Below are 17,518 nucleotides of genomic sequence, written 5' to 3' on the forward strand. Positions count from 1 at the left end.
TTTTTTGGGGAGCGTTTGGGGGCGCATTCGCGTCGCAACCTCCTTGCGCCCTATAGGGGTTGGCCTTGTCACAGGCACGCGCGCGTGGTCGCGTTCCCCCGATCGAAGGCGGTGCCACCGTCCCTCCGGGCCGCGTTGTTCATGGCAGCATGGTGAACCGGTTCGTACGGTGCACTGTTTGTCCACAGCCTGTGGAGGCGGCGATGCGGTGGTTGGTGGGATGGAGCAGCACCACCGCGGGTGCCGTCGGTCCCGGCTCCGCGGGCGCCACCGGATACGACGGCGAGACCGTGCACCCGATCGGCTCCCAGCTCCTGTGGGGCGACCCCGATCCGCTGTGGGCGGTCGGCGACTGGCGGCCCGACGAGGTGCGCGTGGTGAAGGCCGACGCGCAGAACCGCATCGCCGTCCTGGGCACCTGCGGTGCCTCCGACGAAGAACTTCGGCTCGGTCTGTTCACCGCGCGCGGGGGCGCACTGCGCCATCTGACCGCGTGGCCGGGCAGCTACACCGCCGTCGTCCAGGTCGGCCGGCGCATCACCGTCTGCGGCGATCTGGCGGGCGCCCGCCCGGTCTTCCACACCCCCTGGGCGGGCGGCACCGCCTATGCCACCGCCGCCCTGCCCCTCGCCGATCTCATTGAGGCCAACCTCGACTTCGGCCACCTCGCCGCCCTGCTCGCCGCCCCCGACGTACCGGCGGCGCTGCACGACTCGACCCCGTACGAGGGCGTGCGACGCGTTCCGCCGGGGCATGCGCTGATCCTGCGCGCCGGCGCGCGCGAGATCGCCGGGTACGAGCCGGTCGCCTCCCTCGCGGTGGCGGCGCCCCCCGCCGACCCGGACAGCGCCGTGGACGCCGTGCGCGACGCGCTCGTGGAGGCCGTGCGCACCCGTCTCGCCGCGCCCCGGCACGTACCCGGCATCGACCTCGACCCCGGCCCGGTGCCCGGCATGGGGCCCGCCGAACGGCGCGCCGCGCGCGGGATGCCCGTACCGGGCATCGGCGCCGACCTGTCCGGCGGCCCCGCCTCGGGCACCCTCGCGCTGCTGGCGGCCGGCCTCCCGGGCAGGCCCGGCACGCTCCTCGGCCACGGCACGGGCGCGGGCGAGCGCCTGCTGGCCGTCACCTTCAACGACCTCGCCGTCGGCGGCCGGGAGGCCGAACTGGAACGGGCCGGGACGCTCGCGGCCAACCCACGCCTGCACCACGTGGTGGTGACCGGCGGGGAGGAACTGCTCCCGTACGCCGACCTGGACGGCCCGCTCACCGACGAACCGGGGCCGTCCCTGGCGTCGGCGGCCCGCCACCGCGTGCGCCTGGCCGCGGGCAGCGCCGACCACTTCACCGGCTACGGCGCCCGGCAGGTCCTCGACGCGCACCCGGCGCGCCTTGCGGACCTCCTCATGGACCGCAAGCGGCGCCACCTGGTGCGCCCGGTCGCCGCGCTGGCCAAGGCGGACGGCTCGGTGCTGGTCCCCGCGCGCGTGTACGGCGCGGCACGGCGGCTGGCGCGGACGCCGTACCGGGCCGGCCTGGAAACGCTCGCCGACCGTCTGCTGCGCCGCCGTTTCGAGGACCCCGCGGGCGCGGTCGGCGCGTCCCTGGCCGCGCTCACCTGGGCCAGACCGGGGCCGGCGGCGCGCTGGCTGACCGGAGAGGCACTGGCTGAAGTATCGGTTCTGCTTCAGGGCGCGGCGAACCGCTCCGGAGTCGGCCCCGGGCAGCGTCCCGGCGACTACCGCGCGCGTGCCGCCCTGGCCCGGCACGCCGCCGACCTGCGCGTCCTGGAACAGGCCGCCGAGGTCCGCTCCCAGCGCCTGCACGCGCCGTTCCTCGACAACCAGGTCGTGCGCGCCTGCCGCGCCCTCCCCGAGGCCCTGCGCGTCCAGCCCGGTGCCCGCGCCGAGATCCTCCGTACGGTCCTGGAAGGCGCCGGCGTCACCGGGCTCCCGCCCGGCTGGGGCGCCCCCTCCCACGCCTCCGCCTCCGCCGCGGCCCGCACCGGCCTGCGCGTCGCCGCCGACTCGCTGATCTCCCTGTTCACGACCCCGCTGCTCGCGGAGGCCGGCCTGATCGAGGCCCGGGTGGTCCGCAAGGCGCTGCGCGGGGCGGCGGCAGGCGAACCACTGCCGCTGGACGGCCTCGCCGACCTGGTCTCCCTGGAACTGTGGCTGCGCCGCCTGCTGGCCCGCCGCGGCACATGCTGGAGCGGCACCCCCGCCCGCGCCCGCGCCGTCCCCTCGGGTATAGCCCCCAGAAGGGGAGCCCTGGCCTCCGGCGGCTGACCCGAGGCCGCCCCTCGCACCGGGTGACACGCGCCCCCGCTCCCGACCGAGCAACACCGACACCGGTCCCCGCCACCCACAAGGACGCCGACGCACGCCGCTGTCGCAGCGCCGGGCGCGGGTCGCTGTGTGGAGTTGGATGCGTGGGTGGGGGGGCGCCGTGCGAAGTCGGATGCGTGGGCGCCGTCGGGGCCCCGCCGCGCGCGAGCGCCCCGCCTCTTGGCCGCACCGCACCGCACCAGCCTGGCGGCCACACGTGCGTGGCGGGCTGCCCCTGCCGGGGAGACCCCGCCCTTGCCAGGTAGGCCGCTCCGGCCAGCCGTACCCCAGCCGCCCAGCGCATGCACCCGCGCTTGCACCACCGCCCGCGCCCGTCCGTCCGCCGGGTGCTTGCGCCGCCGTTCGAGCCGATCGCTCCCAGGGCTTGCGCGGCCACCCGAGCCCGCACCACCGACCGGGCCCGCATCGCCCGCCGGGCGTGTGCGGCTACCGGCTTGCGCCGCTGTCCGTGCCCGTGGGCCCGTACCACCTGTGCCTACATCGCCCGCCGGCTTGCGCGGCCACCTGGCTTGCGCGGCCATCCGCGCCTGTACAGCCCCGCGGGGCCCGCGTCGCTCGTCTGCATCGGCCCCGGGGCTTGCGCCGCCGTTCGAGCCGATCGCTCCCAGTGCTTGCGCGGCCACCCGAGCCCGCACCGCCGACCGGCCCGCACCACCTGTGCCGACATCGCCCCCTGGGCCTGCACCACCGACCGGGCCCGCATCGCCCGCCGGGCTTGCGCCGCCGTTCGAGGCTGCTGCGTCATCCCCCTGTGCTTGCTCGGCCGCCGCCACCCGCGGCTGCGTCGCCGCACGCGTGCGTACCGGCGCCCGGCCTGGGAAGCCGCGTGTGTCGGTGCGGCAGCGCGCGTCCGGTGGGGTTCCGGGGCGGAGGGGCGCCTGGGCCTGCGTACCGGTCGCCGTACCGTTCCGGAATCCCGGTGCCGGACGGGACCGCCCCGTCGGCGTCGGTGAAACTCCCGTGCCGTCGCGGTGGGACCCGGTGACAATGACTCGGTGCGGTACGGAATTCTGGGCGTGGCCCAAGCGACGGACGAGGCGGGCGTCACCGTCCCCGTGGGCGGCCCCCGCCTCCGCGCGCTTCTCACCGCGCTCGCCCTGCGCCCCGGCCGTACCGCCACCTCCGAGACCCTGATCGCCGACGTCTGGCCGGACGACCCACCCCAGGACGCCCCGGCCGCGCTCCAGGCCCTCGTCGGCCGCCTCCGCCGCGCCCTCGGCAGGGACACCGTCGCCGCAGTCCCGGGCGGCTACCGCCTCGAAGCGACCCGCGACGACATCGACCTCTTCGTCTTCGAACGGCTGGTGCGCGACGGCACCACCGCCCTGGAATCGGGTGATCCGGCCGCCGCGGGGCGCGCCCTCACCAAGGCCCTTGCCCTCTGGCGCGGCCCCGCCCTCGCCGACCTTCCCGACCGCACCGCCGCGACCCGCGCCGAGGCCCGCCACCTGGAGGCGGTCAGGACCCGGGCCGAGGCGGCACTGCGGCTCGGCCGCGCCCACGACGTCGTACCCGAACTGCGCGAGCTGACCGCGACCCACCCGTACGACGAGTCCCTGCACGCCCTCCTGGTCCGCGCCCTGCGCGACACCGGCCGCGGCGCCGACGCCCTCGCCGCGTACGAGACGGCCCGCCGCACCCTCGCCGACGGCCTCGGCACGGACCCGGGCCGGGAACTCCGCGAGCTGCACCGGACGTTGCTGACCCAGAACACCCTCATGGATGCCCCGGCCCGGCCCGCGTCCGCCGCTCTCCCCCAACCACCCGAGCGCGTCGGCAACATCCGCCCCCGCCTGAATTCCTTCGTCGGCCGGGAACCCGAACTGGACGCCGTTCGTTCCGAATTGCACAGGGCCCGCCTCGTCACCCTCACCGGACCGGGCGGCTCGGGAAAGACCCGTCTCGCCGAGGAAGCCGCCGCCGGGCTTCCGCAGGCTTGGCTGGTCGAGCTGGCCCCGCTCGACCGGCCGGAGGCGGTGCCAGGCGCGGTGGTCAGCGCGCTCGGTCTGCGCGAGACCGTGCTCATGACCAACGAGCTGGCGGCCCAGCAGGGCGACCCTGTGGCCCTGCTCGTCGAGTACTGCGCCCCGCGCAGCGAACTCCTGATCCTTGACAACTGCGAACACGTCATCGGCGCGGTCGCCGCCCTCGCCGAGACGCTGCTCACCCGCTGCCCGGGGCTCACGATCCTCGCCACCAGCCGTGAACCCCTGGGTGTCCCCGGTGAGTCGGTGCGCCAGGTCGAGCCCCTCGCCCCCGAGCAGGCGCGCCGCCTCTTGGCGGAGCGCGCGACCGCCGTCCGTCCCGACGCGGTCGGCGCGCTCCGGGACGAGGAAGCGGTCGCCGAGATCTGCCGGCGCCTCGACGGCCTGCCCCTCGCCATCGAACTGGCCGCCGCCCGGCTGCGGCTGCTGACGCCCCGGCAGATCGCCGACCGCCTCGACGACCGCTTCCGTCTGCTCACCTCCGGAAGCCGCACGGCCCTGCCCCGCCAGCAGACCCTGCGCGCCGTCGTGGACTGGTCCTGGGATCTGCTGGACGAGCGGGAGCGTACGACGCTGCGCGAGGTGTCGGTGTTCGCCGGCGGCTGGGACCTCGCGGCGGCCGAGACCGTGTGCACGGGCCCCGCCGCCGACCTGGTCGGGGCGCTCGTCGACAAGTCCCTGATCGTGGCGGCCCCCACCGGCCGGGACGGCACCGGCCCCATGCGGTACCGCATGCTGGAGACCATTCACGAGTACGCCGCCGAGCGCGCGGCCGAGTCCCCCGAGCGGCGTGCGGCGGTCGAGCGGCGGCACCGCGCGTGGGTGCGCGCGCTGGTCGAGCGGGCCGAGCCGCTGCTGCGCTCGGCTGGGCAACTCCCGTGGGTCGACCGCCTGGAGAGCGAGCACGACAACATTCGCGCGGCGCTCGGGCGCGCGGTGCGCGACGGCCGCGAGGAGGACGCCGGGGCGATCGTCCTCGCCGTCGGCTGGTTCTGGTGGCTGCGCAACCACCGTCTGGAGGGGGCGGAGTGGGCGCGGCTGGCACTGCGGCTGGGGGTCGCCCTGGACGCGGTCACCGACGGCGCCCCCGCCGCCGAGCTGCCCCTGCTGGTCGAGCGCGCCGACCCGGTGGGCGCCTTCCTCACCGACCCCGAAGGGGCGGCCCGGCATCCGCGGCACACCCTGCGCATGGACCTGCGGATGATGTACCTGTTCCTGGTCTCCGAGTCCGCTGCCCCGGACCTCGCCGCGGACGAGCGGACCCCCGCCTACGTCGCCCGGGTGCAGGACGCCTTCCGGCACGGCGGTCCCAGGGCGGCCCGGATGCCGGGCCTTGCGTGGCCGCTGACCGCGTCCTACGCGGACGCCCCGGCCGACGCGCGGCCCACGATGGACGCGGTGGTAGCCAACTGCCGCGCGTACGGCGGCGACTGGGAGCTGGCCGTCGCCCTGATGCTCCGCACCCACATGGTCGTCGACTCGCCCGGAAACCTGCGCGGCGTCGATGACGACCTGGCGGAGCTGCGGGTCCTCAGCCGCCGCGTGGGCGACCGCTGGATACGCGCCCAGGTGTGCGGCGTGGCCGGGGAGGCGGCCATGGCCCGCGGCCGGTTCGAGGAGGCCGGAAGCGAGTACGAGGAGGCGCTGCGGCTCGCCCACGAGGTGGGCGCCTGGGCCGAGTCGCCCTTTCTCGTGTCCCGGCTCGCCGAGGTCGCCTACCGCTCCGGCGACCGGGCGCGCGCCCTGGCCGCCCTGGACGAGGCCGAGGAGGGCGCCGAACGGTACGGGGTGGCGGACGCGCGGGCGTTCGCTCTCATGCAGCGGGCACATATCGCGCTGGACGACGACGACACAGCCCGCGCCCGCCGGCTGTGCGACGCGGCCCGCGCGGCGGCGGTCCGCGGCACCCCGCCGCCGCAGTTCACGGCGGCGCTGAGCGCGCTCGACGTTCTGGTCACCGCGCGGGAGTGGGGTCCTGGGCGCGCGCTGCCGCTCGTGGCCGACGCGCTGCGGGAGGCCGCGGCGCAGAGGTGCGCCGAGACGGTCACCGCGGGCCTCGCGGACATCGGGGCGCAGCTGCTGGCCGCCCTCGGTGATCTGCCGGGCGCGGTCCGGCTGCTCGCCGCCGGTGACCACTGGCGGGCGGGCCGTCCCCGCCCCGTGCCGGAGCGCAGGTGCGCCGAGCGGATCGAGTCCGCCGCCCTGGCGGGTCTGCCTCCGGACCGCTGCGCGGCCGAGCGCGCCCGCGGCGCGTCCCTGACCGTGGCCGATGTCTTGGAGCAGCTTCGGGCGGGGGCCCCCGTCCCCGTCACGAGGCCGCCCGCCCCTACTGGCAGGTGAACTTGGAATCCGCCCAGTCCGCCAGCGCCAGGCCGTCCAAGACGTTGTGCGGCTCGACCACCAGTCGCACGGTGTCGCGCCCGGCCAGATTCACATGCACGGGGATGGCCGGGTCACCGCCCTTGACCGGCCCGGACTTCCACAGCCGCACGCCGTCCGCGTACACGGAGAAGTAGACCTTGCCGAGGCCCAGGTTCAGGTCGTCCACGCCGGCCATCGCGTCGTAGGCCGAGCACGCGCGGTTGAGGTCGATGGTGACGGAGGACCTGCCGTGCACGGTGACGCCGTGCGTGTACCAGCGGTAGTCGATGGACAAACCGGACCGCCGCCACACCCAGCTGCTCCCGGCCGCCCGCATCTCCGGTTTGGTGCCGTCGCCGGTGACGTCGTAGCGCAGCTCGCTCCACCGGTAGACCGTCGGAGCGGGCGGCGGAGCGGGCGCGGAGGTCGGTGTCGGCGTCGGGGTGCGGGGCGGTGTCGGCGTCGGTGACGAGGTGCGGGGCGGTGTCGGTTCGGCGGTGCGCGTGGGCCTCGGGGTCTGAGCCGGTGCGGGGTTCGGCTTCGGTGTCGGCGACGAGGCGGGCCTGGGGGCGGGCCCATCGGACGACGTCGGCGTCGAGGTCGGTGTCGGTGTCGGCCGGAGACCGGAGACCGGGTCCCTTGGCGCGGGCTTGTCCACGGGCGGTGCCGGTGCCGGCGTCGGCGGCTCCGGCTGCACCGCGGACGGGGACGGCGATGCCGACGGCTTGGCGACGTCCTTGGTCGGCTCGCTGTCGTTCACCAGGGCGAGCGCCACCACGGCGACCGCGACCGCCACCACACCCGCCGCGATACCGGCCTTGATCGGCCCGCCCACCACCTTCGAGACCGCCGAGCCACCACTCGCGGCACCGCCCGACGAGCCGCCGCCCGCCGAGCCACCACTCGCGGCACCGCCCGACGAGCCGCCGCCCGCCGCCGCGGCCGTGCCCGCCGCGCCCACCCCGGCGCCACCGGCGATGAGCCCGAGCGCCTTGGCGTACCCGGCGGCGCCGAACCAGCCGATGACCGCGACCGGGACGACGGCGGGGATGCCGCCGGCCACCTCCTCGATCTGTGCGGCGGCCAGCCGGCACTTGGCGCACTCCGCCAGGTGCTTGCGCAGCCCCCGCTCGGCGCGCAGGCGCAGCTTGCGCCGGGCGTAGGTGCCGAGCTGGTCGGCGTAGCGGGCGCACTCCTCGTCGTCGGCGAGGGCGGCGCTGACATGGGCCTGGAGGTAGGCCTGCTTGAGGCCTTCACGGGCGCGGCTGGCGAGCACGCGCGTGCCGTTGGCGTCCAGCCCGAAGAGGGTGGCGACGTCGCTCGGCGACTCGTCCTCCACCTCGGTGTGCCACAGCACGGCCTGCCACCGCTCGGGCAGCGAGCGGAACGCCTGCATGGCCATGGACTGCTCGGCCTCGTGCAGCGCGCGCACATCGGCGCCCAGGTCCACGGTGCCGTCGCCGGACGCCTCGGAGGTCTGCGCCGCCTGGGCCGCGAACACCGCGAAGTCGTCGACCAGTTGCTCGCGCCGGGCGGAGTTCGTCCAGTGCGCGGCGACCCGCCGGACGGAGGTGAGCAGATAAGCACGTACGGCGTGTTCCGGCCCCGAGCCGCCGCGCACCGCCTGGAGCATGCGGGCGAAGACCTCAGCGGTCAGGTCCTCCGCGGTGTGCGCGTCGCGGCAGCAGGTGCGGGCGTAGCGGCGCACCGCGTCGGCGTGCCTGCGGTACAGCTCCTCGTAGGCGCTGTCGTCACCCGAGCGCATCCGCGTGATGAGTTCGCCGTCGGCCGGCGGCAGTTCGCGCGGCGGCAGGCCGCTGCCCTCGCGCTGTGCCGGTACACCACCGTCCACCGGGCCGACGGGCCCGGACGGCGGGGTGTCCGCCCGGCCGCCCTGGCTCGGCACCTGCGGCGCGGTCAGCCCCTCCGGCTCCGTGCCCCCGGCACCGCGCGACTCGTCCCGCCCCTCAACGCTCATCGTGGAAAGCCCCCGAAGCTGGCCCAGCCCGACCCCATCACCGGGTCAGAGTGCCACACCTGCTCAAGTTCGGGCCCACCGGTGCGCGGCATCCACTCGTCCGAGCGGACTTGCCGCCCGGCCGCGCTGACGGTCACCCGGCCGGAGAAGGCCCAACTGGCCCACACCGACCGGGACTTAACCGCCCATAATGCACCCCGCTCGACCGCCTGCTCCCTGCCGTCAGCGGGTGTCGTCCTCACACGGGCCGCGACCGCAGCCCCTCCAGCAGGATGTCCAGCAGCCGCGACGAGGCCGCCGCCTGCTGGGCCGCGTCCGGCAGCGAGGGCGCCGCCGTGGCGATCACCAGCAGGACGTCCGACACCGACACGTCCGGCCGCAGCTCGCCCGCCGCGCGCGCCCGCTCCACGAGCTGGCCCACCACGTCGAGCAGCGCCGCCGCCCCCGCGTCATCGGTGACCGTCTGCTCCTCCGGCACCAGCCGCAGCTCGGCCGCGCCCGGCTGGAACCGCTGCTGCGGCACCCGCGCATCGTCGGCCCCGAGGTCGGCGTCGGCCGGCACCCCGACCTGCAGCACCTGCGGCGGCAGCAGCCGTCCCGCGCCCGAGGCCACGGACGTGCGCAGGAAGCGCGACAGCGCCGACCACGGCTCGTCCTCCTGCCCGAGCGCCGCCCGCGCCTGGTCGGTCAGCCGGGACGTTTCCTCCTCGGCTATCCGCCGGACCAGGACGTCCTTGCTCGGGAAGCGCCGGTACACCGTGCCGACGCCGACCCGCGCCCGCCGCGCCACGTCCTCCATCGGCGCGCCGTACCCCAGTTCGCCGAAGACCTCACGGGCCGCACGCAGCACGTGCTCCAGATTGCGCTGTGCATCCACCCGCAGCGGCGCCGTCCGCGACCCCTCGGCGCGTCCGTCACCCGCCGCGGCGCCGACCGGCCCGGCACCGGGCGCGACGGCGGACGTCGATGACCAATGCGTGTCCTGAATATGCATAAGCGTTCCCCCGGTTAATGACGTCTCCCCCCGGAGACTCCCCGCCACTGAATCCCGAAGTGTTCGGAACGGGCGCCGTGCCACGACCGTGACCGCCCGTCGCGGCCCCGCTCGACCACATCCCCTACACCCCGTCGACACGAACATAGTTGAGCGAGAGTCAATTCAGAAGGGGCAGGTTCCGCACGGAGCGCCCCCCGATCGGAGTACGGGGCACATTCATCCCGATTGCGCACCCCCGCGCCCTCCCGACCGCCCCCGCTGACCTGCCCGCTTGTTCCCCGCGCCGGCGCACGGGCCGCGCGCGGGCGCACGGGACCGCCGGTCACACAAATTGCCGGGGCTGTGGACAAACACCAGCGCCGGGTGCGTCATGGGATGGTGAAGGAACGTGCGCGCATTCTCGTTGTCGGCGGCGGCTACGTCGGGATGTACACGGCCCTGCGTCTGCAACGAAGGCTGAAACGGGAGCTCAGGCAGGGTGAAGCGGAGATCACCGTCGTCACGCCCGATCCCTACATGACGTACCAGCCGTTCCTGCCCGAGGCGGCCGCCGGTTCGATCTCCCCTCGGCACGTCGTCGTACCGCTGCGCCGCGTCCTGGACCGGTGCCACGTCATCGTCGGCGAGGTGACCGCCATCGACCACACGAAGCGCACCGCGACCCTCACCACCCTCGCCACCGAGGAGGAGGGCGGCGGCCCCGGCCACCTCGACTACGACGAACTCGTCCTCGCCCCCGGCTCGGTCTCCCGCACCCTGCCCATCCCCGGTCTCGCCGAGCACGGCGTCGGCTTCAAGACCGTCGAGGAGGCCATCGGCCTGCGCAACCACGTCATCGAGCAGATGGACATCGCCTCCTCCACCCGCGATCCGGCCATCCGCGACGCCGCCCTCACCTTCGTCTTCGTCGGCGGCGGCTACGCCGGCGTCGAGGCGCTCGCCGAACTGGAGGACATGGCCCGCTACGCCGCGCGCTACTACCACAACCTTCGGCCCGAGGACATGAAGTGGATCCTCGTAGAGGCATCCGACCGCATCCTCCCCGAGGTCGGCGCGGAGATGGGCCGCTACACCGTCACCGAACTGCGCCGCCGCAACATCCAGGTGCTCCTGGAGACCCGCCTCGAATCCTGCGCCGGCCGAGTCGCCGCACTGAGTGACGGCCAGCGCCTGCCGACCCGCACGGTCGTGTGGACCGCGGGCGTCAAACCCCACCCGCTCCTTCTCTCCACCGACCTCCCGCTCACCGGGCGCGGCCGGCTCAAGTGCACCGCCCAGCTGAACATCGACGGCGCCGACCACGCATGGGCCGCCGGCGACGCGGCGTCCGTGCCCGACCTCACCGCGGGCGCTCCCGGCGCCGAGACGGCCCCCAACGCCCAGCACGCGGTCCGCCAGGCCAGGCTCATCGGCGACAACATCGTCCACACCCTGCGCGGCGAACCCCTGGAGACGTATGCGCACAAATACGTCGGATCCGTCGCCTCCCTCGGACTGCACAAGGGCGTCGCGCAGATCTACGGGCGCAGGCTGAAGGGCTACCCTGCCTGGTTCATGCACCGCGTCTACCACCTCAGCAGGGTGCCCACCGTCAACCGAAAGGCCCGGGTGCTCGCCGAATGGACCCTCTCGGGGCTCTTCAAACGGGAGATCGTCTCCCTCGGATCGCTCGAACATCCCCGAGCGGAGTTCGAACTCGCGGCCGGTGGAAAGCCTCATTCCGACCCCAAGGACGACCCGAAGGGGTCGAACTGACCGGACCGAGGAACTCCACGGCCCGCCCCGGCGTCTGACGGATGTCGCCGCGGTCCGCAGACACTGCCAGACTGCCCCACGACCTCGGACGGGCACCCGCCCGTCCTCAGCACCCACGAGGCTTCTTCCCAAGTGAACTTCACGCGCTGGAGCGCCCGGCTCCCCGGAACGCAGCGCCGCGCGGCAGCGCGGACCGAGCACGCGGTCCCCCCGGACCGGCGGGGGGAAGGCACCGTGCCCGCGGCCCGCGCCGAACAGCTGACCGACGGTGCGATCCCCGTGCCCGCCGTCGACGAACTCGCCGCACGCGAGGTCCTCGACCGCGTCCCGGCCCTCGTCGCCCTGGTGCACGGCAGCGACCACCGCATCGCCTACGTCAACGACGCCTACGTAGCGGCCTTCGGGGTACGGCCCCCGGGCGAACCGGCCCGCGAAGCCCTCCCGGAACTGGCCGAACTGGGCCTGCTGCCCCTCCTCGACCAGGTCCTGCGCAGCGGCAAGCCCCGCACGCTCAAGTCCCGCAAGGCCGTCGACGGCCGCTCCTACACCTTCACCTGCACCCCCGCCGCGGAGAACGGCGACGGCGCGGGCGTACTCGTGTTCGCCACCGACGTCACCGACCACGCCGAGGCCGCCGAACGCCTCCGCGCCAGCGAACGCCGCCAGCGCGAGACCGCGGTGACCCTCCAGCGCTCACTCCTCCCGCAGGAACTGGAGCAACCCGACGACCTGCGCATCGCGGCCACCTACCAGCCCGGCGGCACCGAGGCCGCCGTCGGCGGCGACTGGTACGACGTCATCACCCTGGGCGGCGGCCGAACGGCCCTGGTGATCGGCGACGTGATGGGCCGAGGGGTGCGGGCGGCCGCGGTGATGGGCCAACTGCGCACGGCGGTCCGCGCCTACGCCCGCCTCGACCTGCCCCCGCACGAGGTCCTCCAGCTCCTCGACGGCCTCGCCACCGAGATCGACGCCAACCAGATCGCCACGTGCGCCTACGCCGTCCACGACCCGAACGAGGGCCGGCTGGTGTACGCCTCGGCCGGCCACCTCCCCATCCTGGTCCGCGACGAGAGCGGCACGGTCCTGCGCACCGATGAACCGACCGGCCCCCCGCTCGGCACCGGCGGCTGGATCCACACCTCCGGCTCGGTCCCGCTGGGCCCCGGCTCCACGGCGGTCCTCTACACGGACGGGCTGGTCGAGCGCCGGGACGAGGACCTCGACGAAGGAATCGCGGCCCTCGAACACGCCCTGGCCGGCGCCACCGGCACCCCCCAGGTGATCTGCGACCGCCTGGTCCGCTCGGCCGGCCTCACCGCCGACCACGACGACGACGTCGCCGTCCTGGTCCTCCAGCACCCCGCACGCACCGGCGCCGACGGCGAACTCTTCCGCAACGCCGCCCTGGAACTGCTCGGCGGCGTGGAAGCGGCACCACGCGCGCGTGCCTTCGCCTCCGGCGTCCTCACGAGCTGGCGCTTCCCCGCCGACCTGCACGATCTGGGGGTCCTCGCGGCCAGCGAACTGGTCGCCAACTCCCTCCAGCACGGCACCCCGCCCATGCGCCTGCGGCTGCGTCGCACCGACCGCCGCCTCATCGTGGAGGTCACGGACGGCGACGACCACCTCCCCAGGCGCCGCCGCGCGGAACCCGGGGACGAGTCGGGCCGGGGCATCGCCATCGTGGCGACGATCGCCTCCACCTGGGGGTCGCGCAGAACCCCTGGCGGCGGAAAGGCGGTCTGGTGCGAGTTCGTACTGCCCCGCCCCTGAACCTGCCCCCTGAACCGGCCGCGGCCCTGAGCCGCCGTGACCGCCGTCCCACGGCGGCCACGGTGCTCAGACCCCGGACGGGCTGGACTGCGCCGACTCGCGCGGACCGGCGCCCCGGGCCACCACCCGGCTCCGCGCGGCGAGCCACGGCCGGTCCTGCGCCTGCGTGAGCCCCCGCCCGAGCCGCATCGCGAGCACCGTGATCCCCAGCGAGAACAGCAGGAAAGTCACCACGTACGGTGCGTGCAACGCGGCCCCCATCGGACCGCCCACCGCCGGCCCGATCGCCAGCGCGAGCTGCTTCACCAGGGCGAATGCCGAGTTGTACTGCCCGGCCATCCCCTCCGGCGCGAGATCGGCCACCAGCGGCGCGACGGTCGGCGACAGCATCGCCTCACCCAGCCCGAACAGGGCGTACGTCGACACGAAGGCAGCCGTGGCCATCTCCTGGCTGCCGTGCCCCAGCCCCGCGTACCCCGCCGCGGCCCAGGCCACGGCCCAGATCAGCCCGACTGCGGCGATCACCCGGGACCGCCTGCGCCGCTCCACGAACCTCAGCACGGCGAACTGGGCCACCACGATCACCGCCGTGTTCGCGGCCAGCGCCGTGCCCAGCGCGGACGTCGAGATCCCGGCGGCCTCCACCCCGTAGGCGCTCAGTCCCGACTCGAACTGCCCGTAGCAGGCGAAGAACAGCACGAAGCCCAGCACGCACAACTGCACCATCGCCCGGTTCCCGAGCAACTGCTTCCAGCTGCCCCGCGCCGACACCTCCGGCGCGTCGCCGACCGACGGCGCATGCGGCATCCGCACCGTCGACAGCACCACGACCAGCAGCAGGAACATCGCCGCCTCGATCGCGAACAGCAGCGTGAAGGACGACACGCGCGTGGTGTCGACGAGATGACCTCCGATGAGACCACCGACGCCGAGCCCCAGGTTCTGCAGGAAGAACTGCATCGCGAACGCCCGCGACCGCGTCTCGGACGTCGAGCAGTCCACGATCATCGTCGCCAGCGACGGCTGCATCACGGCCTGTCCGGCGCCGAGCGCGGTGGCCGCGACCAGCACGGCCGCCGCGCTCGCCGCAAGCCCCAGGCCCAGCGCCCCCAGAGCGGCCGTGACCAGGGCGGTAATCAGCACCGGCAGCGGGCCGCGCCGCACGATCGCCCGGCCGGCGAACGGCAGCACCAGCAGCGCGGCCACGGCGAAGACGGCGAGGACCATCCCCGCCGTCATGGCACCGAGCCCCCGAACCTGCGCCACATAGACGTACAGATAGGGGACGGTGAAGCCGAGCCCGAACGCGCTGAGTGCGTTGCCCACGTGGATCCGGCGCATCGCTGCGCCCATCGCCCTGGTCACGTTCACCTCTCTCAAGTCATAGGAGTCGATCGACCGAAGACCAGCCGTTACAACTGAAGACTTCGAAGATAAATTTCAAGGCTAAAGGCTACACCTCGAAGGACTTCAAACCCAAGCCACACCGTGCGATACTGCGGACCATGGGCGAGACCTCCGACACCAGCGGCGCGGCCATCGGCAGCGAGCCGAGCCTCGAAGAGCAGATCGCCGCCTACCAGCGCGAGTTCCAGGACCTCGACCCCCAGGTCGAGAAGGTCGTCTCGGCGCTGTCCCGCCTCAACCGCCGGATGAACGTCGCCTACGGCCGCCAGACCGCCGCCCTCGGCATCAGCAACGCCGAGTGGGAGGTCCTCAAGGCCCTCGTCCTGTCCGGCGCCCCCTATCGCATGGGCCCCAGCGACCTCGCGAAGCGACTCGGTCTGACGCCGGCCGCGATGACCCATCGCATCGACCGCATGGTGACGGAGGGCCTTGTCACCCGGGAGCGGGACGAGCAGAACCGCGTCCGGGTGATCGTGGAGCTGACCCCCGAGGGCCGCGGGAAGTGGCTGGAGGCCATGCGTCTCGCCTCGGTCTTCGAGGAGGACCTGCTCCAGGACCTGACGATGGAGGAGCGCGGGGTGCTGGGCGAGGTGCTGACCCGCCTGCTGCGCAGGGTGGAGCACGCCCAGCCGGACGCCGGCGGCCGCCTCAGCGACCTGGACTAAAAGATCTTGACAGTGGTTGTTGACAGCCCCCAGCACGCCCCGTAAAGTTCTTCGGGTTGCCACGGGGACGTAACAGTCCCGAGGCAACACCTCCCGCCGCAGCAGCGGCATCCACATCACAAGCACGATCTCCCGAACGGGTGGATTTCGGCGTGCCCGAATTCCTAATCGACTCGTTTCCCGGGACTCGGCGGTACCGCTCGGACCGAACGGCCCGATTGGGAATCACCGAGAGGATCCGCTAAGGTTTGGAACGTCGGAACGGCCCAACGGCCGGAAAGACGACCCCCTCTGACGGGGAATCAGAGTCGAAAGGGTCTGATAGAGTCGGAAACACCGAAGGGAAGCGCCCGGAGGAAAGCCCGAGAGGGTGAGTACGAAGGAAGCGTCCGTTCCTTGAGAACTCAACAGCGTGCCAAAAGTCAACGCCAGATATGTTGATACCCCGTCTACCGGATTGTTCCGGTGACGTGGTTCCTTTGAAGAAATACACAGCGAGGACGCTGTGAACCATCGGGTTATTCCTCCGGTGGTTCCGCTCTCGTGATGTGTCGCCCCGGTCACGGGGAAAGCATTCACGGAGAGTTTGATCCTGGCTCAGGACGAACGCTGGCGGCGTGCTTAACACATGCAAGTCGAACGATGAAGCCCTTCGGGGTGGATTAGTGGCGAACGGGTGAGTAACACGTGGGCAATCTGCCCTGCACTCTGGGACAAGCCCTGGAAACGGGGTCTAATACCGGATACGAGCCTCCGAGGCATCTTGGGGGTTGGAAAGCTCCGGCGGTGCAGGATGAGCCCGCGGCCTATCAGCTTGTTGGTGAGGTAATGGCTCACCAAGGCGACGACGGGTAGCCGGCCTGAGAGGGCGACCGGCCACACTGGGACTGAGACACGGCCCAGACTCCTACGGGAGGCAGCAGTGGGGAATATTGCACAATGGGCGCAAGCCTGATGCAGCGACGCCGCGTGAGGGATGACGGCCTTCGGGTTGTAAACCTCTTTCAGCAGGGAAGAAGCGAAAGTGACGGTACCTGCAGAAGAAGCGCCGGCTAACTACGTGCCAGCAGCCGCGGTAATACGTAGGGCGCAAGCGTTGTCCGGAATTATTGGGCGTAAAGAGCTCGTAGGCGGCTTGTCACGTCGGTTGTGAAAGCCCGGGGCTTAACCCCGGGTCTGCAGTCGATACGGGCAGGCTAGAGTTCGGTAGGGGAGATCGGAATTCCTGGTGTAGCGGTGAAATGCGCAGATATCAGGAGGAACACCGGTGGCGAAGGCGGATCTCTGGGCCGATACTGACGCTGAGGAGCGAAAGCGTGGGGAGCGAACAGGATTAGATACCCTGGTAGTCCACGCCGTAAACGGTGGGCACTAGGTGTGGGCAGCATTCCACGTTGTCCGTGCCGCAGCTAACGCATTAAGTGCCCCGCCTGGGGAGTACGGCCGCAAGGCTAAAACTCAAAGGAATTGACGGGGGCCCGCACAAGCGGCGGAGCATGTGGCTTAATTCGACGCAACGCGAAGAACCTTACCAAGGCTTGACATACGCCGGAAACATCCAGAGATGGGTGCCCCCTTGTGGTCGGTGTACAGGTGGTGCATGGCTGTCGTCAGCTCGTGTCGTGAGATGTTGGGTTAAGTCCCGCAACGAGCGCAACCCTTGTCCCGTGTTGCCAGCAGGCCCTTGTGGTGCTGGGGACTCACGGGAGACCGCCGGGGTCAACTCGGAGGAAGGTGGGGACGACGTCAAGTCATCATGCCCCTTATGTCTTGGGCTGCACACGTGCTACAATGGCCGGTACAATGAGCTGCGATACCGTGAGGTGGAGCGAATCTCAAAAAGCCGGTCTCAGTTCGGATTGGGGTCTGCAACTCGACCCCATGAAGTCGGAGTCGCTAGTAATCGCAGATCAGCAGTGCTGCGGTGAATACGTTCCCGGGCCTTGTACACACCGCCCGTCACGTCACGAAAGTCGGTAACACCCGAAGCCGGTGGCCCAACCCCTTGTGGGAGGGAGCTGTCGAAGGTGGGACTGGCGATTGGGACGAAGTCGTAACAAGGTAGCCGTACCGGAAGGTGCGGCTGGATCACCTCCTTTCTAAGGAGCATCTAGCTGCCGCAAGGCAGTCAGAGCCACTACGCCAGCGAATGTCTGGCGGTGGTCAGCTCATGGGTGGAACGTTGACTACTCGGCACACCTCGGATGGATGAGGGCGTTAGTACTGCTTCGGCGTGGAACGCGGAT

8 protein-coding genes and 2 rRNA genes (1 of these 10 running past the window's edge) are annotated in these 17,518 nt (G+C 72.6%); 7 read left to right on the forward strand and 3 right to left on the reverse strand.

Features of this window, described 5'->3' with window-relative positions; genetic code table 11:
• Positions 1–203 precede the first annotated feature (203 nt).
• Positions 204–2,288 (forward strand): asparagine synthase-related protein, encoded by a 2,085-nt coding sequence (locus ACFYTE_RS06990; RefSeq protein ID WP_388705912.1) that lies wholly within the window; start codon positions 204–206, stop codon positions 2,286–2,288.
• 1,055 nt (positions 2,289–3,343) lie between these two features.
• Positions 3,344–6,673 carry a BTAD domain-containing putative transcriptional regulator gene (locus ACFYTE_RS06995; protein WP_388705914.1) on the forward strand — a complete coding sequence of 1,110 codons (3,330 nt, stop codon included), beginning with the start codon at positions 3,344–3,346 and terminating at the stop codon, positions 6,671–6,673.
• On the opposite strand, the gene ACFYTE_RS07000 is transcribed toward ACFYTE_RS06995, so the two are convergent.
• Positions 6,660–8,672, reverse strand: a complete 2,013-nt coding sequence (locus tag ACFYTE_RS07000; protein WP_388705916.1) for a sigma-70 family RNA polymerase sigma factor — start codon at positions 8,670–8,672, stop codon at positions 6,660–6,662. The genes ACFYTE_RS06995 and ACFYTE_RS07000 overlap by 14 nt on opposite strands.
• 238 nt (positions 8,673–8,910) lie before the next feature.
• Entirely contained in the window at positions 8,911–9,666 is a 756-nt protein-coding gene (locus ACFYTE_RS07005) for a TetR/AcrR family transcriptional regulator (protein ID WP_388705918.1), read from the reverse strand.
• A 378-nt stretch (positions 9,667–10,044) separates the two neighbouring features.
• Between ACFYTE_RS07005 and ACFYTE_RS07010 the strand changes: the two genes are divergently transcribed.
• Positions 10,045–11,424 carry an NAD(P)/FAD-dependent oxidoreductase gene (locus ACFYTE_RS07010; RefSeq protein ID WP_388705921.1) on the forward strand — a complete coding sequence of 460 codons (1,380 nt, stop codon included), beginning with the start codon at positions 10,045–10,047 and terminating at the stop codon, positions 11,422–11,424.
• Positions 11,425–11,556: 132 nt separating this feature from the next.
• A complete protein-coding gene (locus tag ACFYTE_RS07015) occupies positions 11,557–13,200 on the forward strand; it encodes a SpoIIE family protein phosphatase (RefSeq protein ID WP_388705923.1) in 1,644 nt (547 codons plus the stop codon).
• A 66-nt stretch (positions 13,201–13,266) separates the two neighbouring features.
• Here the strand turns inward: ACFYTE_RS07015 and ACFYTE_RS07020 are convergent, their stop codons facing one another.
• Positions 13,267–14,565 (reverse strand): MFS transporter, encoded by a 1,299-nt coding sequence (locus ACFYTE_RS07020; RefSeq protein WP_388705925.1) that lies wholly within the window; start codon positions 14,563–14,565, stop codon positions 13,267–13,269.
• A 140-nt stretch (positions 14,566–14,705) separates the two neighbouring features.
• Here ACFYTE_RS07020 and ACFYTE_RS07025 point away from each other — a divergent pair, with 140 nt between their 5' ends.
• From ACFYTE_RS07025 to ACFYTE_RS07035, 3 genes are all read left to right on the forward strand, one after another.
• Entirely contained in the window at positions 14,706–15,272 is a 567-nt protein-coding gene (locus tag ACFYTE_RS07025; RefSeq protein WP_388705927.1) for a MarR family winged helix-turn-helix transcriptional regulator, read from the forward strand.
• Between the two features lie 574 nt (positions 15,273–15,846).
• Positions 15,847–17,371 (forward strand): 16S ribosomal RNA (locus ACFYTE_RS07030).
• Between the two features lie 99 nt (positions 17,372–17,470).
• Positions 17,471–17,518: ribosomal RNA gene (locus ACFYTE_RS07035) — 23S ribosomal RNA — on the forward strand (its annotated part continues 2,072 nt past the right edge of the window); the annotation flags it as partial.

The sequence above is a fragment of the Streptomyces sp. NPDC004629 genome (genome assembly GCF_042873595.1).
Classification (GTDB): domain Bacteria; phylum Actinomycetota; class Actinomycetes; order Streptomycetales; family Streptomycetaceae; genus Streptomyces.